The 24,625-nt window shown below is 74.6% G+C and carries 15 protein-coding genes; 2 read left to right on the top strand and 13 right to left on the bottom strand.

The genetic code is table 11. The features are described from left to right. Positions 1 to 48: 48 nt before the first annotated feature. From nudC to K7B10_RS15485, 5 genes are all read right to left on the bottom strand, one after another. Complete coding sequence (gene nudC / locus K7B10_RS15465; protein WP_267501400.1) at positions 49 to 990, bottom strand: NAD(+) diphosphatase; 942 nt, start codon at positions 988 to 990, stop codon at positions 49 to 51. Positions 991 to 1,091: 101 nt separating this feature from the next. Then, entirely contained in the window at positions 1,092 to 2,507 is a 1,416-nt protein-coding gene (locus K7B10_RS15470; protein WP_229336605.1) for a dipeptidase, read from the bottom strand. Between the two features lie 10 nt (positions 2,508 to 2,517). After that, complete coding sequence (locus K7B10_RS15475; protein WP_229336606.1) at positions 2,518 to 6,075, bottom strand: ATP-dependent helicase; 3,558 nt, start codon at positions 6,073 to 6,075, stop codon at positions 2,518 to 2,520. A 112-nt stretch (positions 6,076 to 6,187) separates the two neighbouring features. Then, positions 6,188 to 9,625: an ATP-dependent helicase gene (locus K7B10_RS15480; RefSeq protein WP_372481552.1), complete on the bottom strand. Its 3,438-nt coding sequence runs from the start codon at positions 9,623 to 9,625 to the stop codon at positions 6,188 to 6,190. Positions 9,626 to 9,853: 228 nt separating this feature from the next. Further along, entirely contained in the window at positions 9,854 to 10,210 is a 357-nt protein-coding gene (locus K7B10_RS15485; RefSeq protein ID WP_308284688.1) for an MGMT family protein, read from the bottom strand. A gap of 158 nt (positions 10,211 to 10,368) precedes the next feature. Between K7B10_RS15485 and K7B10_RS15490 the strand changes: the two genes are divergently transcribed. Together K7B10_RS15490 and K7B10_RS15495 are read left to right on the top strand one after the other, a co-directional pair. Continuing rightward, complete coding sequence (locus tag K7B10_RS15490; protein WP_372481416.1) at positions 10,369 to 13,149, top strand: lysylphosphatidylglycerol synthase transmembrane domain-containing protein; 2,781 nt, start codon at positions 10,369 to 10,371, stop codon at positions 13,147 to 13,149. A gap of 197 nt (positions 13,150 to 13,346) precedes the next feature. Continuing rightward, positions 13,347 to 14,891 (top strand): alpha/beta hydrolase, encoded by a 1,545-nt coding sequence (locus K7B10_RS15495; protein ID WP_229336608.1) that lies wholly within the window; start codon positions 13,347 to 13,349, stop codon positions 14,889 to 14,891. Positions 14,892 to 14,975: 84 nt separating this feature from the next. On the opposite strand, the gene moeZ is transcribed toward K7B10_RS15495, so the two are convergent. The 8 genes from moeZ to K7B10_RS15540 form a co-directional block, all read right to left on the bottom strand. Beyond that, the gene (gene moeZ / locus K7B10_RS15500; RefSeq protein ID WP_229336609.1) at positions 14,976 to 16,154 is read right to left on the bottom strand and encodes an adenylyltransferase/sulfurtransferase MoeZ; all 1,179 of its coding nucleotides are present in this window, start codon (positions 16,152 to 16,154) and stop codon (positions 14,976 to 14,978) included. A 63-nt stretch (positions 16,155 to 16,217) separates the two neighbouring features. Further along, complete coding sequence (locus K7B10_RS15505; RefSeq protein ID WP_229336610.1) at positions 16,218 to 16,967, bottom strand: spherulation-specific family 4 protein; 750 nt, start codon at positions 16,965 to 16,967, stop codon at positions 16,218 to 16,220. Beyond that, positions 16,955 to 18,043: an SDR family oxidoreductase gene (locus K7B10_RS15510; RefSeq protein WP_229336611.1), complete on the bottom strand. Its 1,089-nt coding sequence runs from the start codon at positions 18,041 to 18,043 to the stop codon at positions 16,955 to 16,957. Before K7B10_RS15510 ends, K7B10_RS15505 begins: the two co-directional genes overlap by 13 nt. Before the next feature lie 135 nt (positions 18,044 to 18,178). Beyond that, the gene (locus K7B10_RS15515; protein WP_229336612.1) at positions 18,179 to 19,069 is read right to left on the bottom strand and encodes a hypothetical protein; all 891 of its coding nucleotides are present in this window, start codon (positions 19,067 to 19,069) and stop codon (positions 18,179 to 18,181) included. After that, complete coding sequence (gene pelF / locus K7B10_RS15520) at positions 19,066 to 20,883, bottom strand: GT4 family glycosyltransferase PelF (RefSeq protein WP_229345086.1); 1,818 nt, start codon at positions 20,881 to 20,883, stop codon at positions 19,066 to 19,068. The genes K7B10_RS15515 and pelF overlap by 4 nt, the downstream gene beginning before the upstream one ends. A 189-nt stretch (positions 20,884 to 21,072) precedes the next feature. Further along, positions 21,073 to 22,695, bottom strand: a complete 1,623-nt coding sequence (locus K7B10_RS15530) for a dipeptide ABC transporter ATP-binding protein (protein WP_308284583.1) — start codon at positions 22,693 to 22,695, stop codon at positions 21,073 to 21,075. After that, positions 22,692 to 23,684, bottom strand: coding sequence for an ABC transporter permease (locus K7B10_RS15535; RefSeq protein WP_229336613.1), 993 nt, complete (start codon positions 23,682 to 23,684; stop codon positions 22,692 to 22,694). Before K7B10_RS15535 ends, K7B10_RS15530 begins: the two co-directional genes overlap by 4 nt. After that, positions 23,681 to 24,625, bottom strand: a 945-nt coding sequence (locus tag K7B10_RS15540) for an ABC transporter permease (RefSeq protein WP_229336614.1), incomplete at its 5' end; no start/stop codon positions are given. The genes K7B10_RS15540 and K7B10_RS15535, both read right to left, overlap by 4 nt.

Below are 24,625 nucleotides of genomic sequence, written 5' to 3' on the forward strand. Positions count from 1 at the left end.
CCGGTCTTGCGCGACGGATCTCACGCGACCGGTCCCACGCGACCTGTTCTACGCGACCGGGCGCGGCAGCGGCTCCCCGTACCAGCGCTCGACCAGGCGGGCCGCGATGGAGATCCCCGACGGCGGCAGCATCTCGCCCGACTCGAACGCGGCGCGCAGCTCCTCGCGGGAGAACCAGCGGGCCTCCTCGATCTCCTCGCCGTCGACCGTGATCTCGGTGGTCGTGGCGCGCGCCGTGAAGCCCAGCATCAGGCTGTACGGGAACGGCCAGGGCTGGCTGGCCACGTACTCGACCTCGCCGACCTTGATGCCCGCCTCCTCCCACACCTCGCGCACGACCGACTGCTCGATCGACTCGCCCGGCTCCACGAACCCGGCCAGCGTCGAGAAGCGCCCCTCCGGCCAGTGCACCTGGCGGCCCAGCAGCGCACGGTCGTGCTCGTCGGTGACCAGCATGATCACCGCGGGGTCGGTGCGCGGGTAGTGCTCGGCGCCGCAGCCCGGGCAGCGGCGGATGTGCCCGGCGGCCGCGACCACCGTGCGCTCGCCGCAGCGGGAGCAGAAGCGGTGCATCCGCTGCCAGTTCTCCAGGGCCACCGCGTGCACCATCAGCCCGGCGTCGCGCGGGGACAGCAGCAGCCCGGCCTCGCGCAGGCCGGCCGCCCGCGCCGACTGGTCCATCCGGCCGGGAAGGGAGTCCTTCTGGAGCGCGAAGTACCGTACGCCGTCGTCGTCGGTGCCCAGGAAATAGCGGTGCGTCTCGGTGACCGGGGCCTCGAAGGCCGGGGTCATCACGATCCCGGTCCCCCCGTCGGGGGTGTCGTCGATCAGGACCTGACCACCGGAGACCACGAAGACGCGGGTCGTCGGGTGGCTCCAGGCCGCCGCGAGCCAGGCCTCGTCGAGGCGGTGGTGCGCGGCGCGGTCGATTCCGCTGGGCGCGGCGAGCGAGATCGGGTGCTCGGTATGGGTGCTCACAGGTACTTCCAACTCCCCCGGTGGTGGGACAGGCAGGCTCAGTGACTCGTGACTCGTTACGCGTGGCTCGGTGAGCGCGGTGAACTCGGTGAAGCGGTGCGGCCGTGGGTGCGTCAGGCGGGCTTCCCGTGGGAGGCGGCCAGGTCGCCCCACAGGTAGGCGGCCGTCTCGACGCCCTTGAGGAGCAGGTCCAGCTCGACCTTCTCGTTGGGCGAGTGCCAGCCGTCGGACGGCACCGAGATGCCGAGGAACAGGACGGGCGCGTCCAGTACGTCCTGGAGGTCGGCCGCCGGTCCGGAGCCGCCCTCGCGGGTGAAGCGGACCTTCTCCCCGAACGCCCGCCCCATGGCCCGTACGACGGACTGCAGCGCCGGGTGGTCCAGCGGCGTCAGGCAGGGCCGGGTGGGGGCGCCGAAGACGATGGAGTGCCGGATGCCGTCCGGGATCCGCGCCGCGACCCAGTCCCGGACGGCCGCCTCGACCTCGTACGGGTCCTGCCCGGACACCAGGCGGAACGACAGCTTCAGGTGGGCGGAGGCGGGCACGATGGTCTTGCCGCCGGGGCCCTGGTAGCCGCCGCCGATGCCGTTGACCTCGGCGGTCGGGCGGGCCCAGACCCGCTCCAGGGTGGAGTAGCCCTTCTCGCCCGCGGCGGCGTGCGACCTGGCCGTGCGCAGCCACTCGGACTCGTCGAACGGCAGCTCGGCGATCAGCGCCCGCTCCTCGTCCGTGAGTTCGGCGATGTTGTCGTAGAAGCCGGGGACCGTGACCCGCTCGTCGGCGTCGTGCAGGGCCGCGACCAGGCGGGCGGCGACGGTGGCCGGGTTGGGCACGGCCCCGCCGAAGGCTCCGGAGTGGATGTCCTGGTCGGGCCCGTGCAGGTCGATCTCGCAGTCGGCGACGCCGCGCATGCCGGTGCAGACGGTGGGCGTGGTCTCGGACCACATGCCGGTGTCGGAGACGATCGCGACGTCGGCGGCGAGGCGCTGCGCCTCGCGCTCGACGAGGGCCCGGAAGTTCGGGGAGCCCGACTCCTCCTCGCCCTCGATGATCAGCTTGAGGTGGACGGCCGGGGCCTCGGCGCCGGTGGCGGCCAGGTGGGCCCGTACGCCGAGGGTGTGGAAGAAGACCTGGCCCTTGTCGTCGGCGGCGCCGCGCGCGTACATGCGGCCTTCGCGGACGACCGGCTCGAAGGGGTCGGTGTGCCAGCCGTCGGCAACGGCTGCGGGCTGCACGTCGTGGTGCCCGTAGACGAGGACGGTCGGGGCGTCCGGGTCCGCGCTCGGCCACTCGGCGAAGACGGCGGGGGCGCCGGGCGTCGGCCAGATCTCCGTGACCGGGAAGCCGGTCTCCTTGAGCTTCGCGGCGAGCCACTCGGCGCTGCGCCGTACGTCGTCCGCGTGCTCGGGCTGGGCCGAGACGGAGGGGATGCGCAGCCACTCGGCGAGGTCCTCGAGGAACGCGGCGCGGTGGGTGTCGATGTACGTGCGGACGGTGCGGACGACGCTGTCCGCCGGGGTTTCGCTCATGCCTACGAGCCTAACTGTCGGGGTGCCGGTCACTGTCCGTGTCCGTTTTGCCTTGGAGGATCCGCTCAAGGCGGTCCCGGCCGGGGAGGTCGCGGGGGCGGATCACGCGGCCGCTGCGGACGTGCAGGAAGGCGGCGCCGACCCGGTCGAGGGGCGTGCCGGTGGCTTCCGCCCAGGCCAGGCGGTAGACGGCGAGCTGGAGGGGGTCGGCCTCGGTGGTGCGGCCGGTCTTCCAGTCGACGATCTCGTAGCCGCCGTCCTCGGTCCGGTACACGGCGTCGATCCGGCCGCGGACGACGCGGCCGGCGAGGGTGAACTGGACCGGGACCTCCATGCGGTACGGGGTGCGCTCGGCGTACTCGCTCCGCTCGAAGGCGGCCTTGAGGGAGTCGAGGTCCGCCTCGTCGGCGATGTCCTGGTCGGAGCCGGGCAGCTCGGTGGCGGGGTCGAGCACGTCGAGGAGCGGCAGCGGGAGCTCGTCGAAGCGGGACTCGACCCAGGCGTGGAAGCGCGTGCCCTGGCGCGCCGCGGGTTGCGGGGGCTTCGGCATGGGGCGGGCCAGGTCGCGGGCGAAGCCCTGCTCGTCCGCGGCGAGGCGCAGGAGCTGGCTGGCGGAGAGGGCGGCCGGGAGCTCGACGTCGCGCACGGCGGCGCGGGCACGCCGGAGCTCGCCCTCGAGGGCGTCGAGGTCCCGGTCCCAGGAGGCGACGGCCCGCGCCTCTTCGGGGGTGAGGGCGGCCGCTCCCGCGGTACGCCGTGCCGCGGGAGCGGAACCCCGGCCGCCGTCGGACGGACCGGCGGGAGCCGCGCCCCGGACGGCGGGCCCGGTGCGGGGGTGCGGGACGGCCGCAGCCTCGCCCCGTACGGCCGGGGCTCCGTCCTGCGGCCGGGCCTCGTCCTGCGGCCGGGCCCCGACCGCGGCCCAGGCCTCGTCCGCCGCCCAGAGGTCCTCGGCGTCCGGCTCCTCGGCGTACGAGGGGTCCTCGCAGTCCGGGGGCCACAGGTAGGGCTCCGGGTCCGGCTCGGAGCCGGGAGCGGAGGCGGCGGGGTCCCGCTCGGGGGCGGCCAGGTGCGACTCGACCAGGGCCGCCGCCGCGCGGCGCAGGGCCAGCGACTCCGGGTCCAGGGGAAGGGGCCAGGACCGGTCCGTGGCGGACTCCTTGGCGAGGGACGGGTTCTCCGCGTCCGGGTCCGGTTCCTGCGCCCAGGCCTCGATCTCGCCGTTCCCCGCCACGCAGTGGTCGTACAGGGCGGACAGGAAGGCGGACGGGCCCCGGCGCTTCTTCTGCGTCGGGCCCCACCAGTGTCCCGAGGCCAGCAGGAGCGTGCGGGGGCGGGTGAACGTGACGTAGCCCAGGCGGAGTTCCTCCACCGCCTTGTGTTCCTTCAGCGCGGCCTTGAACGCCTTCAGGCCTGCCGGGGTCCACGCCGGATCACCCGGAAGGGTGGCCGCGTCGCCGCGCAGGCCGTACGGCAGGACCTTGGCGTACGAGGTCCACGGCTCCGGGGCCTTCTCCTTCGGGAACGAGCCCGCGCACAGGTCCGGGACCACCACCACGTCCCACTCCAGCCCCTTGGACTTGTGGGCGGTGAGCACCTTCACCGTGTTCTCCCCGCCGGGCAGGGCGTGGTCCAGGCCCTTCTCGTACCGGACCGCCGTGCGCAGGAAGCCCAGGAAGGCCAGCAGGCTCGCCTCGCCGTCCAGGGACGCGAAGCCGGCCGCCACGTCCATGAAGCCGGACAGCGACTCGCGCCGCCGTGCCGCCAGCGCGTGCGGCGACGCCGACAGCTCCACGTCCAGGCCGGTCGCGGCCAGCACCCGGTGCAGTACGTCCATCAGCGGGTCCGCGAGCGAACGCCGCAGGTCGCGCAGCTCCTGGGCCAGGTGCGCGAAGCGGACCCGGGCCGCCGGGGAGAACGGCAGGTCGTCGGCGGAGGACCCCGCCCCGGAACCGTCGAGGAAGGTCTCCAGCGCGTCGGCCAGCGAGACGACCTCCGCCGGGTCCACCCCCTCCACCGCCGCCGCGAGGCGCTCGTCCGGTTCCACCTCGCCCGGCGCGCGGCCGATCAGCTGCCGCGCCCGGCGCCCCAGCAGGGCCAGATCGCGCGCGCCGATCCGCCAGCGCGGGCCGATGAGCAGGCGCACCAGGGAGGCGTTGGCGCCCGGGTCCTGGAGCACCTCGCACACCGCGACCAGGTCCGCGACCTCCGGCAGGTGCAGCAGCCCGGACAGCCCGACGACCTCCACCGGCACGTCCCGGGCCACCAGTACGGCCTGGATCTGCGCGAAGTCCCGCGCCGACCGGCACAGCACCGCGATCTCGCGCGGCTCCGTCCCCGTACGGACCAGGTGCGCGACCGAGTCCGCGAGCCACTCCAGCTCCTGGGCGTGCGTGTCGAGCAGGGCGCAGCGGACCGAGCCGGCCCGCTCCTCGCCCGGCGCCGCGCGCAGCGCCTCCACGCCCTCGTGCATCGAGCGCAGCGGCGCGGCCAGCTCGTTGGCCAGGTCGAGGAGGCGACCGCCGCTGCGCCGGTTCTCGCTCAGGGAGAACCGGGTCGCGGGGCGGCCGTCGGCGTGCGGGAAGTGCTCGGGGAAGTCGTCCAGGTTGGCCACGGACGCGCCGCGCCAGCCGTAGATCGCCTGGCAGGGGTCGCCGACGGCGGTCACCGCGTGCCCGCTGCCGCCGCCGAACAGGCCGGACAGCAGCAGCCGCTGGGCCACGGAGGTGTCCTGGTACTCGTCGAGCAGGACCACTCGGAACTCCTCGCGCAGCAGCGCACCCACCTCGGGCCGGGTGGTGGCGAGCTGCGCGGAGAGGGCTATCTGGTCGCTGAAGTCGAGCAGGTCGCGGGAGCGCTTGGCGGTGCGGTAGCGCTCGGTCAGCTCCAGCAGTTCGAGGCGGCCGCGGACGGCCTCGGGGACCTTGCGCAGGTCGTCGTTGGTGAGCTTGGCACCGGCGAGGGCGTCGAGGAGCTCCGTGTCGTGGGCGCGCAGCTCGGCCGGGGTGACCAGGTGCTCGGAGAGTTCGCCGTCGAGCGCGAGCAGGTCGCTGACCAGGTCGGGGACGGATTTGGTGAGCGCCGGGTACGGGCCGGGGGCTTCGCGCAGCACACGCGCGGCGAGCTGGAACCGGGTGGCGTCGGCGAGGAGGCGGGCGCTGGGCTCCAGGCCGATGCGCAGGCCGTGGTCCGCCAGGAGCTGGCCGGCGAAGGCGTGGTACGTGGAGATGCGCGGCTCGCCGCCGGCCGCGTCGGCATCGGCCGGCGAAGGGTCCGGGTCGGTGATGCCGGCCCGCGCGAGGGCCTTGCGCACGCGCTCGGCGAGCTCGGCGGCGGCCTTGTTCGTGAAGGTCAGGCCGAGGACCTGCTCGGGGGCGACCGCTCCGGTGCCGACGAGCCAGACCACGCGGGCGGCCATGACGGTGGTCTTGCCGGAACCGGCGCCGGCCACGATGACCTGGGGGGCGGCGGGGGCGGTGATGCAGGCCAGCTGTTCGGGCGTGAACGGGATGCCGAGGAGCTCCTTGAGCTGCTCGGGGTCGGTGAGGACGGACGGACGCGCGGGCACGAGAAGAGGCTAGCCGGACCCGCCGACACTCCCGGCCGCCGTCTCACCGGCCGGGCGGTCACCGGCCGGCCGGGGTCAACGGCCGGTTGGCCGCGGGCGCCGGCCGTGTGACTCACTCCACCGTCTGCCGGCCCTCCGGGCGCGCGCTGCACGCGCTGCGGAAGGAGCAGTGGTCGCAGTGCTTGCCGGTGGCGGGCGCGAAGCGCTCGTCCAGGACCCGGCCGGCGGCGGTGGCGAGGAGGTCGCCGACCCATGCGCCGTCCAGCGGCTGCTGCGCCTGGATCTTGGGCACCGTCTCGCCGCCCTCCCGCTGGGCGGCGCCCTGGCGCAGCTGCACCAGCTCGGCGCCGCCGGCCTCGGGGCGCACCCCGTCGAACACCTCGTCGACGGCGCCTTCGCGTACGGCGAGCTGGTACACGGCGAGCTGGGGGTGGCGCTCGACCTCGCCCTTGGTGGGCGCGGACTTGCCGGTCTTGAAGTCGACGACGTACGCGCGGCCCTGCGGGTCGGCCTCGACCCGGTCCATGGAGCCCCGGATGCGGACGGCGACGTCGCCGGCTTCGAGCGTGACGTCGAACGCGTGCTCCGTGGCCACGGCCGCCCGGCCCCCGCGGTCGGTGGTGTGCCAGCGCAGGAAGCGCTCCAGGGCGGCGCGGGCGTTGTCCTTCTCCTGGCGGGACTTCCAGGGGGCGTCGAAGGCGAGGGCGTCCCAGACGGAGTCGAGGCGTTCCATCAGGACGGCGAGGTCGGCGGGGGTGCGGCCGGAGGCGACCTCGTCGGCGAGGACGTGGACGACGTTGCCGAAGCCCTGGGCGGCGGTGGAGGGGGCGTCGGCCTTGACCTCGCGGCCGAGGAACCACTGCAGGGAGCAGGTGTTGGCGAGCTGGTCCAGGGCGGAGCCGGAGAGGGCGACGGGCCGGTCGCGGTCGCGCAGCGGAACGCTGCTGCGGGTGGGCTCGTACAGCCCCCACCAGCGCTGCGGGTGCGCGGCGGGGACCAGCGGGCGGTCGTCCTCGTCGGTGAGCGCGGCGAGGCGGGCGAGACGGCGGGCGGCGGCCTCGCGGAGCGCGGGCGAGGCCTCGGGGTCGACGGTGGTGGCGCGCAGTTCCGCGACGAGCGCGGGGACGGCGAGGGGGCGGCGGGGGCGGCCGGTGACGTCCTTCGGGGTGACCCCGAGCTCGGTGAGGAAGCGGGAGGGCTGGTCGCCGTCCTCGGCCGGTGCCTTGACGGCGGTGACGACGAGCCGGTCGCGGGCGCGGGTGGCGGCGACGTAGAAGAGGCGGCGCTCCTCCGCCAGGAGCGCGCCGGGGGTGAGGGGCTCGGCGAGGCCGTCCCGGCCGATCCGGTCGGCCTCGAGGAGGGAGCCGCGCCGGCGCAGGTCGGGCCAGAGCCCTTCCTGTACGCCGGCGACGACGACGAGGGACCACTCCAGGCCCTTGGAGCGGTGGGCGGTCATGAGGCGGACGGCGTCGGTGCGGGTGGCCCTGCCCGTCAGCGTGTCGGCGGCGATGTCCTCGGCTTCGAGCTGTTCGAGGAAGTTGAGCGCGCCGCGGCCGCCGGTGCGGTCTTCGGCGCGGGCGGCGGTGTCGAAGAGCGCGCAGACGGCGTCGAGGTCGCGGTCGGCGTTGCGGCCGCCCGCGCCGCCGCGGCGGGCGCCGCGCTCCAGGCGCTGGGGCCAGGGGGTGCCCTCCCAGAGGGTCCAGAGCGCCTCTTCGGCGGTGCCGCCGCCCTGGAGGAGCTCGCGGGCCTTGCGCAGGAGCAGCCCGAGGCGCTGTGCTCCGCGGGCGTACGCGGGGTCGTGGGCGGTGAGCCGCTCGGTCTCGGCGAGGGCGCGGGCGAGCAGGACGTCGGAGGGGGCCGGCACCTTGATGCCGGCCGCCCGTTCCTCGTCGCGCAGGGCCCGCCCGAGCCGCCGCAGATCGGCGGCGTCCATCCCCCCGAGCGGCGAGCTCAGCAGCGCGAGCGCGGCCTCGACCCCGACCCACCCCTCACCGGCGGCGGGCACGGACTCGATCTCGGCCTCGGCCTCGGGCTCGGGCTCGGGCTCGGACAGGAGCTCGGCCTCGGACAGGGTCTCGGCGTCGGTCTCGTGTTCCGGTTCCGGGTCCGAGGCGTCCGGGCCCGCGGCTGGCTCCGCGTCCGCGCCCTCGGCGGCCTGGGCCGCCGCGGCCGGGGCCGGGGCCGGGGCCGGGGTCGGGGTCGGGGCCGGGGCCGGGGTCGCGGCGATGCGCAGGGCCGTCAGGAGGGGGGCTATCGCCGGTTCGTGGCGCAGGGGGGTGTCCGTGCCGTCCGTCTCCGCCGGGACTCCCGCGGAGATCAGGGCGCGGCGCATCGCCGGGAGGGTGCGGCCGCCGGAGCGGACCAGGACGGCCATGTCCTGCCACGGCACGCCGTCCTCCAGGTGCGCCCGGCGCAGGATGTCGGCGATGTTGTCGAGCTCGGCCCCGGCCGTGGGGTACGTGAACACCTCCACCCCGCCGCCCTCCCGGACCGGGGTCAGGGCGCGGTGGGCGCGGACCGCCGCCGAGGGGAGGCGCGGGAGCGGCATACGGGTGGTCAGGAGGCGGGTCGCCGCCAGGAGGCCGGCCCGTGAGCGGCGGCCCACCGTCAGCGCGTGGACCGCGGCTCCCGGGAACGAGCTCTCGAAGTCGAGGATGTTGTTGATGTCGGCGCCCCGGAAGGCGTAGATCGACTGGTCCGGGTCGCCGAAGGCGACCAGCGTGCCCGCCGGGCCGGCCAGGGCCCGCAGCAGCCGCAGCTGGGAGGCGTCCGTGTCCTGGTACTCGTCCACGTAGATCGCGTCGTAGGACAGGGCGAGGGACGGGGTGCGCTCCGCGAGGAGGACGGCCCGGTGGACGAGCTCCGCGTAGTCCAGCGTGCCCTGCATGTCCAGTACGTCCAGGTACTCCGAGAGGAACGCGGCCGCCGCCTTCCAGTCCGGGCGGCCCAGCCGGGTCGCGAACGCGTCGAGCGCCGCCGGGCCGAGGCCCAGCTCGCGGGCGCGGGCGAGCACCGCGCGGACCTCGTCCGCGAAGCCGCGCGTGGTGAGGGCGGCCCGCAGGTCGTCCGGCCAGCGGATGGAGCGGATCTGGCGCTGGCCGTCGAGGAGGGTGCGGACCATCACGTCCTGCTCCGGGCCCGACAGCAGCCGCAGCGGATCCGCGAACAGGTCGGTGTCCTGGTGGGCGCGGACCAGGCCGTAGCAGAAGGAGTGGAAGGTGGTGGCCTGCGGGGCCCGCGCCCCGCCGAGCCGCAGGGCGGCCCGGTCGCGCAGTTCGACGGCCGCCTTGCGGCTGAAGGTGAGGACGAGGATCCGGGCGGGGTCCGTCCCGGCCTCGACCCTGGCGGCGGCCGCCTCGACGAGCGTGGTGGTCTTCCCGGTACCCGGTCCGGCCAGGACGAGAAGCGGTCCGTGGGCGTGGTCAACCACCGCCTGCTGCGCTGCGTCCAGAACAGGGGGATCCACCCGCTGCGGCCCGGTGCGCACGAGGCGGTACGCGTCGGGGGTCCGCGTACGCCGCCGCTCGGTGCGGTCGGATGGAGAGGTGATCACGTGGGGTGCCGGTCCAGGTCCTGGTGGGTCTGCGGTTGTCGCGGTCACGGCCGTCCCCGCGGGTGCCGCGGTCACCGCCGCGCCTGCCGAAGCCGAAGCCGAAGGGGCAACGCTACGGCAACCGCCGGGGCCGGCGCAGTTCCCCGAGGTCGGGACGGGTCGCCCCCGCGCCGTCGCCCGTACGGGCTCTCGACGGCCCGCACCGCCCCCGCATGGCCGAAGCTGTCAGATGTGACCCTCGTCCCGTGCGGCGTGCTCCTCCCGCCCGTCCCAGCGCGCCCGCGGCATGTTCAGCCGGGCCTCGCCGGCGGCGGTCAGCCGCAGCGGGGTGGCCTCCGTGCGGTAGTGCTCGAGGGCCCGGACCTCGCTGCCGGGCAGCGGCCGGCCGTCCGCCCGGACCACGCGCCACCAGGGCACCGCTCCCCCGTACAGGGCCATCGCGCGCCCGACTTGGCGCGGTCCGCCCTCGCCGAGCCACTCGGCGACGTCCCCGTACGTCATCACCCGGCCGGGCGGAATCCGCTCGGCCACATCCAGCACCCGCTCCGCGTACGCGGGCAGCTCTTCGCTCATTCCGCCCATGGTGCCGTACATCACGGACCGGTTCCCGGAAGGTTTCCTTCCGTACCGGCACGCACCCTGATGCCCCGCCCGCACGTCGGTCCGTGCCACCATCTTCCGGGCGGTGACTGGTGATACGTGATCAAGAAGAGACGGAAGTGACGACGAAGGAGCAGGGTGTGAGCCCTCCGGACGGCGCGGCTGAGGACGACGGCACGCGCCCGGACCCGCACCCCGGATCCGGGAAGCTCCCCGACGAGCCTCCCGGCCGGGCCCGCGCCAAGGCCGGGGCTGAGCCCGCGGCCGGCGCCGACGGGACGCACGGGCGTGCCTCCGCGTCCGCCGCCGACCAGGTCGAGGTCGACGAGCCGCTGCTCGCCGCCCGCGTCCACCGCCCCTCGGACCTCGTACGCCTGCTCGTCGGCGTCCTCGGCATCGCCGTCGTCCTCGCCATCGCCGCCTTCGCCCACCGCACCACCGCCGGACTCGAAGCCGACATCTCCCAGGGCACCGGCGCCGCGCCCGATCTGCTGATCAAGGTCGCCGGGCTGGTGTCCAGCATCGCCGTGCTGCTCGTGCCCGTGGCCTTCGCCATCGAGCGGCTGATCAAACGGGACGGGCTGCGCATCGCCGACGGCGTGCTCGCCGCCGTCCTCGCCCACGGCGTCACCCTGGCCACCGACCTGTGGGTCTCCCAGGCCGCCTCCGACACCATCCAGGAGGCCCTCACCCGTCCCACCGGCATCGGCGGCCCCCTCACCGACCCGGTGCACGGCTACCTCGCGCCCGTCATCGCGTACATGACCGCCGTCGGCATGACCCGCAGGCCCCGCTGGCGGGTCGCGCTGTGGGTGGTCCTGCTGCTCGACGCCTTCGCGATGCTGGTCAGCGGGTACACCACCCCGTTCTCGATCATCCTGACCGTGCTCATCGGCTGGAGCGTCGCGTACGGGACCCTGTACGCCGTCGGCTCGCCGAACGTCCGCCCCACCGGACAGACCCTCCTCGCCGGCCTGCGCCGGGTCGGCTTCAAGCCCGTCAGCGCCATGCGCGCGGAGCTCCCGGACGGCGCCGACGCCTCGGAGGCCAGCGACCGGGGCCGGCGCTACCACGTCACGCTGGAGGACGGGCCGCCGCTCGACGTCACCGTCGTCGACCGCGAGCAGCAGGCGCACGGGTTCTTCTACCGGGTCTGGCGCCGGCTCACCCTGCGCGGCATCACGACGCGGCGCAGCCTGCAGTCGCTGCGCCAGGCGCTGGAGCAGGAGGCGCTCCTCGCGTACGCGGCCATCGCGGCCGGGGCCAACGCCCCGAAGCTGATCGCCACCTCCGAGCTCGGCCCGGACGCGGTGATGCTCGTCTACGAGCACCTGGACGGCCGGCCCCTCGACGCGCTCGCCGACGAGGAGATCACCGACGACCTGACCCGCAGCACGTGGAAGCAGGTACGGGCCCTCCAGTCGCGGCGGATCGCCCACCGGCGGCTGACCGGCGACGCGCTCGTGGTGGATCGTTCCGGCAATGTCGTCCTCACCGACCTGCGCGGCGGCGAGATCGCGGCCGGGGACCTGGTGCTCCGCATGGACATCGCGCAGCTGCTGACCACGCTCGGCCTGCGGATCGGCGCGGAGCGCTCGGTGGCCTCGGCGGTGTCGGTGCTCGGCCCCGACGCGGTGGCGGACTGCCTGCCGCTGCTCCAGCCGATCGCGCTGAGCCGCTCCACGCGGGCGACGCTGCGCAGGCTGGCCCGGGAGCGGGCCGACCGGCAGCGGGAGGCCGTACTGGAGTCCTCGCGGGCGGCGAAGGCGGCGCGCGAGTCGGCTGCCGAGGAAGCGAAGCCGGACCGCAAGGCGGGGAAGGCCGGGAAGGCCGGATCCAAGCCGGCGTCGACCACGGCAGCGGAGAAGAAGGCCGAGAAGAAGGCGCTGGACGACGCCCTCGACGGGGCCCGCGAGGAGGACCTGCTGAGCCAGATCCGCCAGCAGGTGCTGCTGATCCGCCCGCAGGCGCCGGTGGAGCCGGCCCGGCTGGAGCGGATCCGGCCGCGCACGCTGGTGTCGTTCATCGCGGGTGCGTTCGGTGCGTACTTCCTGCTGACGCAGCTGGCCCACGTGGACTTCGCGACGATCGTCGGCGAGGCGCAGTGGGGCTGGGTGGGGGCCGCGCTGGCCTTCTCGGCGCTCACCTACTTCGCGGCGGCGATGAGCCTGCTGGGCTTCGTACCGGAGCGGGTGCCGTTCCTGCGGACCGTGGTCGCGCAGGTTGCGGGGTCGTTCGTGAAGCTGGTGGCGCCGGCGGCGGTCGGCGGCGTGGCACTGAACACGCGGTTCCTGCAGCGGGCCGGGATCCGGCCGGGGCTGGCGGTGGCGAGCGTGGGCGCCTCGCAGCTGTTCGGTCTGGCGAGCCACGTCCTGCTGCTGCTGGCCTTCGGCTACCTGACGGGTACGGAGAAGACGCCGGAGATGACGCCGTCCCGGACGGTCATCGCGGGTCTGCTGACGGTGGCCGTGCTGGTGCTGGTGGTGACGGCGGTGCCGTTCCTGCGGAAGTTCGTGGCGACCCGGGTGCGGGCGCTGTTCGCGGGTGTGGTGCCGCGCATGCTGGACGTGCTGCAGCGGCCGCAGAAGCTGATGACGGGGATCGGCGGCATGCTGCTGCTGACCGGCTGCTTCGTGATGTGCCTGGACGCGTCGATCCGGGCGTTCGGCGGCGGCCAGGCCATCAGCTACGCGAGCATCGCGGTGGTGTTCCTGGCCGGCAACGCCCTGGGGTCGGCGGCCCCGACGCCGGGCGGCATCGGCGCGGTGGAGACCACGCTGACGCTGGGTCTGATCGCGGCGGGTCTGGAGAAGGAGGTCGCCATCTCGGCGGTGCTCCTGTTCCGCCTGATGACGTTCTGGCTGCCGGTGCTGCCGGGCTGGCTGTCCTTCAACTACCTGACCCGGAAGGAAGCCATCTAGCGCCCGTCCGGCGGGCCAGGCCGGACCGGGCCGGGAGAGCGCGTCGGCGAGCCGCTCTCACGCATCTTGAACACGGCGCTCCATGCGTGCGATCCCGCAAGGACGCCGACGGCCTCGAAGGACCGTCAGACGCCGCGCACCGACCCGAACGGGTCAGCGCGGGGGCGGGGCGGGGGTGGGGGTCGCACGATGGGGGCATGGGTCGAAATGTGGTGCGGGGTGCCGTGGCCGTCGTCGTCGCCTTCGGGCTGGCCGGGGTCAGTGGGTGCTCCGACAGCGGCGAAGGCAAGCCCAAGGCCGGGGGGACCCCGGGGGCCGCGCCCCTGAAGTGGGGGGAGTGCGCCGCTCCGGACGTCGCCGAAGGCGGCGGGCAGGCGCCGCCCAAGGACTGGGAGTGCGCCACGCTCCACGTGCCCCTCGACTACGCCAAGCCCGAGGGGGAGACGATCCCGCTCGCGCTGATCCGGGCCAAGGCGCGGAACAAGGACGAGCGGCTCGGCTCGCTCGTGTTCAACTTCGGCGGACCCGGCGGTTCCGGGATCAGTACGCTGCCCGGCGCCGCCAAGGAGTACGAGGCGCTGCGGGCGCGGTACGACCTCGTGAGCTTCGACCCGCGCGGCGTGGGGCGCAGCGCCCCCGTCGAGTGCGAGGACGACAAGCAGCTCGACGCCTACTACGCGCAGGACTCCTCGCCCGAGACCGCCCAGGAGGAGAAGACCTATCTGGCGAACCTCGAGAAGTACCAACGGGCCTGCAAGGACAAGTCCGGGCACCTGCTGCCCCACGTCGGCACCGAGAACGCCGCCCGCGACCTCGACCGGATCCGGCAGGCCCTCGGCGACGAGAAGCTGAACTACTTCGGGATCTCCTACGGAACCGAACTCGGCGGGGTCTACGCCCACCTCTTCCCCAAGAACGTCGGCCGTGCCGTCTTCGACGCCGTCGTCGATCCGACCCAGAACTCCGAGCAGAGCGCGCTGGGCCAGGCCAAGGGGTTCCAGCTCGCCCTCGGCAACTTCGCGCAGGACTGCGTGAACCGCGGCGACGAGTGCCGGCTCCAGGGCAGCACCGCCAAGGAGATCGAGGACAACATCATCAAGCTGCAGAAGAGCCTGGCCGACAAGCCCATCCCCGGCATCGGCGGCCGGATGCTCACCGACTCCGCCGCCACCAACGGCATCGCCCAGGCCCTGTACTCCAAGGAGCTGTGGCCGCTGCTGGAGCAGGGGCTGGACGAGGCCGAAGGCGGGCAGGGACAGCTGCTGATGGCGTTGTCCGACGCGCTCAACGGCCGTGACCAGCAGGGCCACTACAGCAACATCGGCGCCGCCAACACGGCGATCAACTGCGCCGACTCCAAGGGCCGGTACACGCTGGCGCAGACGAAGGCGAAACTGCCCGAATTCCGCGCCGCCTCCCCCGTCTTCGGCGACTTCCTCGGCTGGGCCATGATGAGCTGCACCGACTGGCCCGTCCCGGGCGTCTGGGACACCCCGGACGTCTCCGCCCCCGGATCGGCGCCCATCCTGGTGATCGGCAACACCGGCGACCCGGCCACACCGTACGAGGGCGCCCGCAAGATGGTGGAGCGGCTCGGCCCCGGCGTGGGCGTGGAGCTCACGTACAAGGGCGAGGGGCACGGCGCCTACAACAGCGGTGACCAGTGCGTGCAGGCCGCGGTCAACAGCTACCTGCTCGACGGGAAGGTGCCCCCCGCCGACACCGTCTGCACCCCGGCCTGACAAGGGAGAAGGCCCTCACCGCCACCCGTGGGGGCGGGGCGAGGGCCTTCTCGACCGGCTGTCCGGACCAGCTGCTCGGACCGTTTAGTAGACCGGCTTCTCGGGCTCGATCTGGTGGACCCAGCCGATGACGCCGCCGCCCACGTGGACCGCGTCCGCGAAGCCCGCGGACTTCAGGACCGCGAGGACTTCCGCACTGCGGACGCCCGTCTTGCAGTGCAAGACGATGCGCTTGTCCTGCGGGAGGTCCTGGAGGGCGGTGCCCATCAGGAACTCGCCCTTGGGGATCAGCTTCGCGCCGGGGATCGCGACGATCTCGTACTCGTTCTTCTCGCGGACGTCGATGATCTCGATCGGCTCGTCGTTGTCGATCCACTCCTTGAGCTGCTTCGGAGTGATCGTGGAGCCTGCGGCCGCCTCCTGGGCCTCCTCCGACACGACGCCGCAGAAGGCCTCGTAGTCGATGAGCTCGGTGACCGTCGCGTTCGGACCGCAGACCGCGCAGTCGGGATCCTTGCGGACCTTGACCTGCCGGTACTGCATCTCCAGGGCGTCGTAGATCATCAGGCGGCCGACCAGCGGCTCGCCGACGCCCGTGAGGACCTTGATGGCCTCCGTCACCTGGATGGAGCCGATGGACGCGCAGAGCACGCCCAGCACGCCGCCCTCGGCGCAGCTCGGGACCATGCCCGGCGGCGGGGGCTCCGGGTACAGGCAGCGGTAGCACGGACCGTGCTCGGACCAGAAGACCGAGGCCTGGCCGTCGAAGCGGTAGATCGAACCCCATACGTACGGCTTGTTCAGCAGCACGCAGGCGTCGTTGACGAGGTAGCGCGTGGCGAAGTTGTCCGTGCCGTCGACGATGAGGTCGTACTGGCTGAAGATCTCCATCACGTTCTCGGCTTCGAGCCGCTCTTCGTGAAGGACCACGTTGACGTACGGGTTGATGCCCAGCACGCTGTCGCGCGCGGACTCGGCCTTGGAACGGCCGATGTCCGCCTGGCTGTGGATGATCTGGCGCTGGAGGTTCGACTCGTCGACCTCGTCGAACTCCACGATGCCCAGCGTGCCGACGCCGGCCGCGGCCAGGTACATGAGGGCGGGCGAGCCGAGGCCGCCCGCGCCCACGGCCAGCACCTTGGCGTTCTTCAGGCGCTTCTGGCCGTCCATCCCGACATCCGGGATGATCAGGTGGCGGGAGTACCGACGGACCTCGTCAACGGTGAGCTCAGCAGCTGGCTCGACCAGGGGTGGCAGCGACACGGGGACTCCGTAGATGGTTACGTCGTAACGGTGGTTCTTCCCGTAACACTGCCACGCCCTTCTTCATTCCGAGACACCCGGTCCGATCCGCGAGACGATTTCGTCCCAGTACGCGGGCAGCGAGGCCCACGGATCGCGGCCTCCGGCCCCGCCCCGGTCGGTGAACCAGATCGTGCCGGCGCCCTGCCAGCGGGCGATCCGCACCGCCTCCTCCAGATGCGTCTGCGGCACCCCGTGGACCAGGTGGCAGAAGCGCTCGGGCGGGTGCTCGGCGGTCCACTCCGCCACCTGCGACCACCGGTAGTCGGCCCACGCCCCGGAGAAGGTGACCAGCTGGTCGGCGGCCTCCGCGTAGCCCTCGTACGGATGCGTGCCGTGTCCCAGCACGATGCGGAGGTCCTCGCCGAGGCCGCGCAGGGCGGCGGTGACCCGGCGTACGGCGGCCAGCTCGGCCCGGTCCGCCGGGACGTCGGCCAGGTAGAAACCGCCGACCCGGTACCAGTCGCGGAAGCGGTGGGCGTCGGAGACCAGCTCGCCGAACGAACGGGATCCGTCTCGCATCGCGAGATGGCCGAGCACGGTCCCGCCGGCCTCCCGGAGCTTGCCCGCGGCCTCCGTGCAGTGCGGATCGGGCCGACCGCCCGGCCCGTCCGTGACGTTGAGCACCGTCCAGTGCAGCGGGGTCCCGGGCCGGGTCAGTTCGGCCCACTCGACCGGCGCGAGCAGCGGGTGCGCGTACCCGGGTGCACCGAGGCCGAGGCGGCCCGCATCGGTCGCGGCGGCCGCCGTGGCCGCTGTCGTCAGATGCGGCACGCCGCCTCCATCCAGATGTCCGCGAGGGACTCCTCCAGGTTGATCCGGGGCCGCCAGCCCAGCCGGTCCCGGGCCGTGCGCACATCGGCCTGCTGCCAGGCGCCGCAGCCGTCGGGGTACGGGTACGGGGGCGTCACGGCGCCGCCGGCGAGCTGCTCGCCCGTCGCCTCGGAACGCGGGGAGCCGATGGCGGCGAGCCCCGGCGGCCGGCCGCCGCCCTGGTGGCCGTGCCCGTGGCCGTGCCCGGGCCCGTGGCCCGGTCCGTGACCGAGTCCCTGACCGTGTCCCGGCCCGTGTCCCGGCCCGTGCTGGCCCTGCTGCGGCAGGTCCAGCTCGTGCAGGGCGCCCCCGTACCCGGCGACCCTGGCCAGCACCGCGGCCGCGTCGCGCAGCCTGACAGCGCGCCCGGTGCCGATGTTGACGACCCCCTGGGCGGCGGAGAGCGAGGCGGCGTGCACGGCGCGCGCCACGTCCCGTACGTCCACGAAGTCGCGCTGCACGCCGAGCCCGCTGAGCTTGAGCTCGCCGTCCCCGTTCTGCATCGCCCGGCGCATGGCCTCGGCGAGCCGGCCGAGCGGGGATCCGGCGGGGGTGCCGGGCCCGACGGGCGAGAAGATCCGCAGGACGACCGCGTCCAGCCCCGACCCGAGCACCAGCTCGGTGGCGGCCAGCTTGCTGACGCCGTACGGGCCACCGGGTCTCGGCACGGCGTCCTCGGCCGTGGACGATCCGGGCTGGCTGGGCCCGTACTCGGCGGCGCAGCCGAGCTGGACGAGACGGGCCCCGCAGCCGCTGCGGCGCAGGGATTCGCAGATGGTGGCCACGGCGACGGTGTTGTGCCGGGTCAGCTCCCGGGCCCCGCCGCGGGTGGCCCCGGCGCAGTTGATGACGACACCGGGGTGCACGGCGTCGAGGAACCGGGTGAGGGCGCCGGGGCTGCCGGTGGCGAGGTCGAAGCGGACGTCCGCGTCGTCGCCGCGGCCGAGCGCGGTGAGCTGGACGGCGGGGTCGGCGAGCAGCCGGTCGGCGACGTAGCGGCCGAGGTATCCGTTGGCTCCGATCAGCAGCACCCTCATCGCGCGGCCCCTCGGTTGGTTGGCTGGCCGGTCATCCTGTGTCTCCTTCGTCGATGGGCGGGGGTCGGGGGTGGTGGGGGTAGGGGTGGGTACGGCTCCGGAGAGCTGCGGCGGAAGGGAGGACGGCGGCCGGGCTCAGGGACGGGCGTGCGCGGACGCCCGGGAGAGCGCGAGGACGGCGTGTACGAGCAGCACCGCGGCCGCGGCGGACACCGCCGGCGGCGTCGGGACCAGGGCGAGGGCCAGGGCTGCGGCGACGGGCCCGCGCGGAGCCCCGTGCCCGAGCAGCAGGCGGGTCAGGAACAGCAGCACGGCGAGCGGTACGGCGACGCCGAGCGGGGTCCCGGCGAGCGCGGCCGCCCCGGCCGCGGCGAAGGCCAGGGCGGCCGCGACGAGCAGCGGCCGGGCCCGGTCGGCGAAGTCCTCCAGGGCCCGGCTCCCGGCGAGCCGGCTCCGGGCGCGGGCGGCGAACACGGCGCCGACCAGGTGTCCGGGGGCCGCGGCCAGGGCGAGGCCGGCCCCGAGCGCGGTGCCGTCGCGGTACACCGCCCAGCCCACGACGGCCGCGGCGAGCAGCAGCACGGCGTAGGGGAACCGGCCGGCGGCGGGCCGCCCGGGCCGGGCGGGCCAGACCAGGGCGGCGACGACGGCGAGCACGGCGACGGGGCCCGCGAACGGCACCCCGGCCGCGCTCACCCCGAGTGCGAGGGCCCCGGGGAGCACGGCGTGACCGAAGCCGCGTAAGGCCCGGGCGTCGCGGGGCCGGGCGGCGGAGGGCGCGGCCGGCTCGTCCCCGCGCGGGGTGCGGGCGTAGAGCTCCTCGGCGAGCGAGAACACGTCCCGGTGCCGGAAGCGCGCGGCGGTGCGGTCGGTGATGCCCTGCACCTCCAGCCCGGCGGCGATCTCCAGCGGGTCCACGGCCCGCTCGCAGAGCGCCCGGTGGCGGTGCAGCAGCGTCTTGACGGGGTCCCCGGCGGCCCTGCGGCGGGGGGCCGAGGCGACGGGGGCGGCTTCGTCCAGGGTCATACGGTCGCCTCCGTGGCCGTGGTGGTGGTCGTGCTCGGGGTCTTCGCGGCGGCGGCGCCCGGCGTCCTCGCCGAAGCCGCGCCCCGGGTCGTCGCCGAAGCCGCGCCCGGCGTCCTCGCGGAGGCCGCGCCCGGCGTCGGGGCCGTGGCGGCAGCGGCGGCGGCCGGAGCCGAAGCAGCAGCCGGAGCCGGGCCCCCGGCCCGGTCCGCCCCCGGGTCCGCCCACGTCGGGCTCGTCCAGTGCCCCGGAACCCGCGCCTCCAGGGGCTGTTCGAACGGGACCCCGCCCTCCCCCCGGGCCGGCCCGCGGGCCAGCAGCTGGAGGTAGATCTCCCGGAAGGCGGCCACGTTCTGCTCGACGGTGAAAAGCTCCAGGGCCCGGGCCCGGGCGGCGGCTCCCAGCCGGAGGGCCCGTTCGGGATCGCGCAGCAGGGACAGGCAGGCGTCGGCCAGCGCCCGCGGGTTGCGCGGCGGGACGACCAGCCCCGTACCGCCGATGACCTCGCACACGGCGCCGACGTCGGTGGAGACGGTGGCCCGGCCGCAGAGCATCGCCTCGGCGAGCGTGATCGGGAAGCCCTCGATCACCGAGGACAGCACGACCACCCGTCCCGAGCCGTACGCGTGGGCCGGCGTCGGGGCCTCGGGGCCGCCGATCTCCTCGAAGGTGACGGGGTTCTCCCCGACCGTGACGGCGTCTGCGGCCTCGTCGGGGAAGAGCTGCGCGGCGAGCGAGCGGCAGTCGGCGAGGTAGCCGGGGACGACGGCGGTCGCGAAGATCCGCAGCCGGGTGCCGGGCGCGGCCCGGCGCACCTCGGCGAAGGCGTGCAGCAGGGCGATCAGGTCCTTGGCGGGCTCTATCCGGCCGACCCAGACCAGGGTGTCGGGGTCCCCACAGCCGGGGTCCTCGCCGACGGTGGCGAATCGGTCCGCCTCCATCCCCGGGTAGACCGTCCGCAGCCGGTCGCGGGTGGCGCCGCAGCGCTCCTGCCAGCGCCGGGCGTGCGCGTTGCCGGGGGTGAGGAGGTCGGCCTCGGCATAGATCTCGGAGGCCAGCCGCATGTGGAAGGCCGCGAGCAGGGCCCGTACGGCGGGCCTCGGAGTGGCACCCCGCCCGCCGGTGCCCGTGGCGGCCGAGGGGTCCGCCGCGTGCTCCAGGTAGTGGGCCCGGAGCTGGACCCCGTACTCGGTGACCAGCAGCGGAACCCCGAAGAAGCGTTTGGCCAGCAGGCCGGGGAGCGCGGCGATCCCGCCCGCCGCCGCGTGGCAGACGTCGACCTCGCGCAGGTCCTCGTACCAGTCGAGGGACAACGGTCTCAGCAGCCGCTCCAGTTCGTCGACGAAGTCGAGCAGGTCGGCCACTTGGGCCCGCTGTACGGAGCGGCGTGCGCCGGGGGCCCGGCAGCCGGCCTCCACCGCCCGCACCGCGGTCTCGGAGCGCAGGGCCGCGTACAACCCTCCCTGTTCTCGGGCGAGTTCGGCCAGTCCGTACAGTCCCGCGGCGAAGGGCTCGGGCTCCGGCCCGCCCGCGCAGATCCCGCGGACCAGATCCTTGAAGCTGTCGGCGAAGCGCCGGCGCTCACGCCGGGAGTACGTGCGCCCGTCGTCCGCCGGGGCCCAGAGCGGGGCGGTCCAGACACGGGTGACGTGCTCGGGGAGGACGACCCGGCCGCGTTCCTCCTGCTCGGCGCTGCGGCTCAGCGCGTAGAGCTCGAACTCGTGCTGCGGCAGCCCGCGGACCAGCCGGTCGCACCACAGCCGTGCTTCTCCCGTCGCATACGGATAACCACCTTCCGTGAGCAGTCCGATCCGCACGAGTGGCACCCCCGATCTCCCGTTCAGGCGGTCTCCGTGGTCCGGTGACCCGCCGCGGGAAACTCAAGCGGATATGCCGATGACGCGACGGACGGTTGTCCGTCGCGCCACCGGAAGGGGTGAAGAGTCGTAACTTTCGACCACGGTCCGCGTTCGAGCGCGCTAGAAAGGGCCTGCGGCCCTCGTACCTCAGGCGCCCCCGATGCCCCCCTCGCCTCCCAGAGCCGGTACGGCGGCGAGCAGTTGCCGGGTGTATGCGTGGCGGGGCCGGTCGTACACCTCGTCGACCGGTCCCTCCTCGACGACCAGGCCGCCCCGCATGACGGCGACCCGGTCGCTGACCTGCCGGACCACGGCCAGGTCGTGCGCGATGAAGACCAGCGCGATCCCGAGCTCCCGCTGCAGCTCGGCCAGCAGGGCCGTGACCTGCGCCTGCGTGGTCACGTCGAGCGCGGAGACGGGCTCGTCGCAGACGATCAGCCGCGGCCGCGGCGCCAGGGCCCGGGCGATGCCGACGCGCTGGCGCTGGCCGCCGCTGAACTCGTGCGGGTAGCGGTCGCGGTGCCCGGCCTCCAGCCCGACGCGGACCAGGAGTTCCCCGACCCGGGCCCGGATCGCGGCCTCGTCCCGCTCCCCCGCCGCGCGCAGCGGGTCGGCGATGGATTCCCCGATGGAGCGGCGCGGGTTGAGGGAGGACGCCGGGTCCTGGAACACCATCTGGACTCCGGGGACCACGCCCCCGGTCTCCCGGCCGTCGTGGCGGACCAGTCCGGAGCCGGGCTCCAGCAGGCCCACGAGCATCCGCCCGAGGGTGCTCTTTCCGCTGCCGCTCTCCCCCACGATGCCCAGCGTCTCCCCCGCCCGTACGGAGAGCGAGACCCCGCCGACGGCGGCGACGCGCCGCTTGCCCCGCCCGAACTCCCGCCGCAGCGACACGGCTTCGACGACGGGCACGCCCGCGTCGGCGGCCGCCGCCGGGGCGGTGCCGCGCGGCGGCCGCGGGGTGTCGAGCCTGGGCACCGCCGCCAGCAGGTCCCGGGTGTACGGGTCCGAGGGCGCGGTCAGGACCTGCCCGACGGGGCCGCGTTCCACGGCGGCGCCGTCCCGCATGACCAGGAGCTCGTCCACGCTGTGCGCGGCCACGCCGACGTCGTGCGTGACCAGCAGCAGGGCGAGCCCGCGCTCCTCGCGCAACCCGTGCAGCAGCTCCAGGATCTGGGCCTGCACGGTGACGTCGAGGGCGGTGGTCGGCTCGTCGGCGATCAGCAGCCGCGGCTCGCACGCCAGCGCCATGGCGATCAGTGCGCGCTGGCGCATGCCGCCGCTGAACTCGTGCGGCCTCGCCCGCGCGCGGCGCACCGCGTCGGGGATGCCCACCCGGTCCAGCACCTCGACCGCCCGGGCCCGCGCGGCGCGCCGCGAGACGTCCGCGTGGACCCGGTACACCTCGGCGATCTGGTCGCCGACGGCGTAGTACGGGTCGAGGGAGCTGAGCGGGTCCTGGAAGACCATGGCGGCGGTGCCCCCGCGCAGCGCGCGCAGCTCCGCGGCCGGGGCCGCGCCGACGTCGGTGGCGCCGACCCGGACCGAGCCGCCGAGCCGGGCGCCGGTCCCGCGGTGCAGTCCCAGCAGGGCCGCGGCGACGGTGGACTTGCCGCTTCCGGACTCGCCGACGATGCCCAGCGCGCCTCCCGGTTCCAGGGTGAACGAGACCCCGTCGACGGCCCGTACGTACTCCCGCGGTCCGCCGGCGGGCCCGTCGACCGGGAAGTCGACGGCGAGATCGCGGACCTCCACCAGCATCCGGCTCATGTCAGCGCCACCCTTCGGTCGGCGAGGGCGTACAGCAGGTCGGCCACGGCGCCCGCGAGGACCACGGCCGTGCCGATGGCCAGGACGACGCCGACCACCACCGGCAGGTCCACGACCCGCACGCCGTCGATCAGGGTCTTGCCGAGGCCGGGGATCCCGAACAGCGACTCGGTGAGCACCGCGCCGCCGATCATCGTCCCGAAATCCACGGCGCTGAGCGCGATCACCGGGGCGACCGCTCCGCGCACCGCGTGCCGGGTGACGATCGCCCGCTCACTCACCCCGTAGGCGCGGAAGGTGCGGATGTGGTCCTCGGCGAGCGTTTCCACGGTGGAGCTGCGGGTGAGCCGGGCGTACTTGGCGCTCTCGAAGACGCCGAGGGTGATCCAGGGCAGCAGCATGTTCCAGGCCCACTGTTCGGGGTCCTCGCCCAGCGGCACGTACGTCGGGAACGGCAGCCACTGCAGGTACGCGCAGACCGCCATGAGCAGCAGCAGTCCGAGGATGAACACGGGCGTCCCGGTCCCGGCCAGGGTCAGCACGGTCAGCAGCCGCTCGGTCGGTCCCCCGCGGCGCAGCGCCGACAGCAACCCGGTGCCGACGCCGACGAGGAGCCAGATGACGAGGGCGCCGAGCGCCAGGGACAGGGTGGCCGGCAGCCGTTCCAGCAGCAGGCCGGTGACCTGCTGGTCGTTCTGGTACGAGAACCCCAGGCAGGGCGCGTCGCAGTGCAGCACGAGCCCGGCGCCGCCGGAGTAGTCCCGGCCGGTGAACAGTCCCTGGAGGAACTGCAGGTACTGGACGACCACCGGATCGTTCAGGCCGAGCTGTTCGCGCACCTGGGCGACCTGCGCCGGATTGCAGCGCTCCCCGCAGGCGAGCCGGGCGGGGTCGCCGGGGGCGACGTAGAAGAGGAGGTAGACGGTGGCGGAGAGGGCGAGCAGCACGAAGAGCGCGCCGCCGATCCGGCCGAGTACGAACCGGGTCACGCCGCGGCCTCCTTTCCGGTGCCGATCCGCAGGCGGGAGCCTTCGCGCGGGTCGAGGGCGGTGCGGACGGCGTCGCCGAGCACGGTGGAGGCGAGCACGGTGACGAAGAGCAGCCCTGCCGGGAGCAGGACGTACAGGGGGTCGGCGCGGAACCAGGTCTGGGCGCTGGAGAGCATCTGCCCCCAGGAGGGGGTGGGCGGCTTCACGCCCACGCCGAGGAAGGAGAGCGAGGCCTCGGCGACGATGTTGGCGGGGACCTGGATCGCCGCGTACGTGATGACGGGCGCGGCCAGGGACGGCAGCAGTTCGCGGCGCGCGATGCGCAGGGTGCCGTTGCCGGACAGGCGGGCGGCGGCGACGAAGTCCAGGCCCTGCAGGGCCTGGGTCTGGGCGCGCACCATCCGGGCGGTGCCGCCCCAGCTGAGCAGTCCGATGACGAGGATCAGCAGCAGGGTCCGCGGGAAGTCGGCCGGGACGACGGCGGTCAGGGCGATGCCGAGCACCAGCATGGGCAGGGCGATCATCACATCGGTGAGCCTGCCGATGAGCTGTCCCGCGAAGCGGTTGCCGAGGGCGGCGGCGAGTCCGGCGGCGACTCCGACGAGGATCTGCACGGCGGTGGCGCCGAGTGCGACGAGCAGGGAGATCCGGGCCCCGTAGAGCAGCCGGACGAACAGGTCGCGGCCGGTGCCGGGTTCCACGCCGAGCCAGTGGTCGGCGGAGATGCCGCCGAGGGAGCCGAGCGGGACGCCGCCGCGCGCCGAGTCCACGAGATCGTCGTGGTACGCGTTCGGGTCCTGGCCGGTCAGCCCGGCGAGGAGGGGTGCCGCGAGGGCGAGGAGGACGAGGAGCGCGAGGACGGCGGCGGCCGTGGCGGCCGAGGGCCGCCGGCGCAGCCGCCGCCAGACCTGGCGCGCGCCGCCCGCGCCCGGGGCGGGGGC

Origin of the sequence: Streptomyces flavotricini (assembly GCF_020639365.1) — a bacterium.
Taxonomy (GTDB): Bacteria; Actinomycetota; Actinomycetes; order Streptomycetales; family Streptomycetaceae; genus Streptomyces; species Streptomyces flavotricini.

Excerpts from the sequence above, each read along its gene's own strand:
- K7B10_RS15470 (WP_229336605.1), bottom strand. The coding sequence starts at position 2,507 with ATGAGCGAAACCCCGGCGGACAGCGTCGTCCGCACCGTCCGCACGTAC.
- K7B10_RS15485 (WP_308284688.1), bottom strand. The coding sequence starts at position 10,210 with ATGGGCGGAATGAGCGAAGAGCTGCCCGCGTACGCGGAGCGGGTGCTG.
- K7B10_RS15495 (WP_229336608.1), top strand. The coding sequence starts at position 13,347 with ATGGGTCGAAATGTGGTGCGGGGTGCCGTGGCCGTCGTCGTCGCCTTC.
- K7B10_RS15510 (WP_229336611.1), bottom strand. The coding sequence starts at position 18,043 with ATGAGGGTGCTGCTGATCGGAGCCAACGGATACCTCGGCCGCTACGTC.
- K7B10_RS15515 (WP_229336612.1), bottom strand. The coding sequence starts at position 19,069 with ATGACCCTGGACGAAGCCGCCCCCGTCGCCTCGGCCCCCCGCCGCAGG.
- K7B10_RS15530 (WP_308284583.1), bottom strand. The coding sequence starts at position 22,695 with ATGAGCCGGATGCTGGTGGAGGTCCGCGATCTCGCCGTCGACTTCCCG.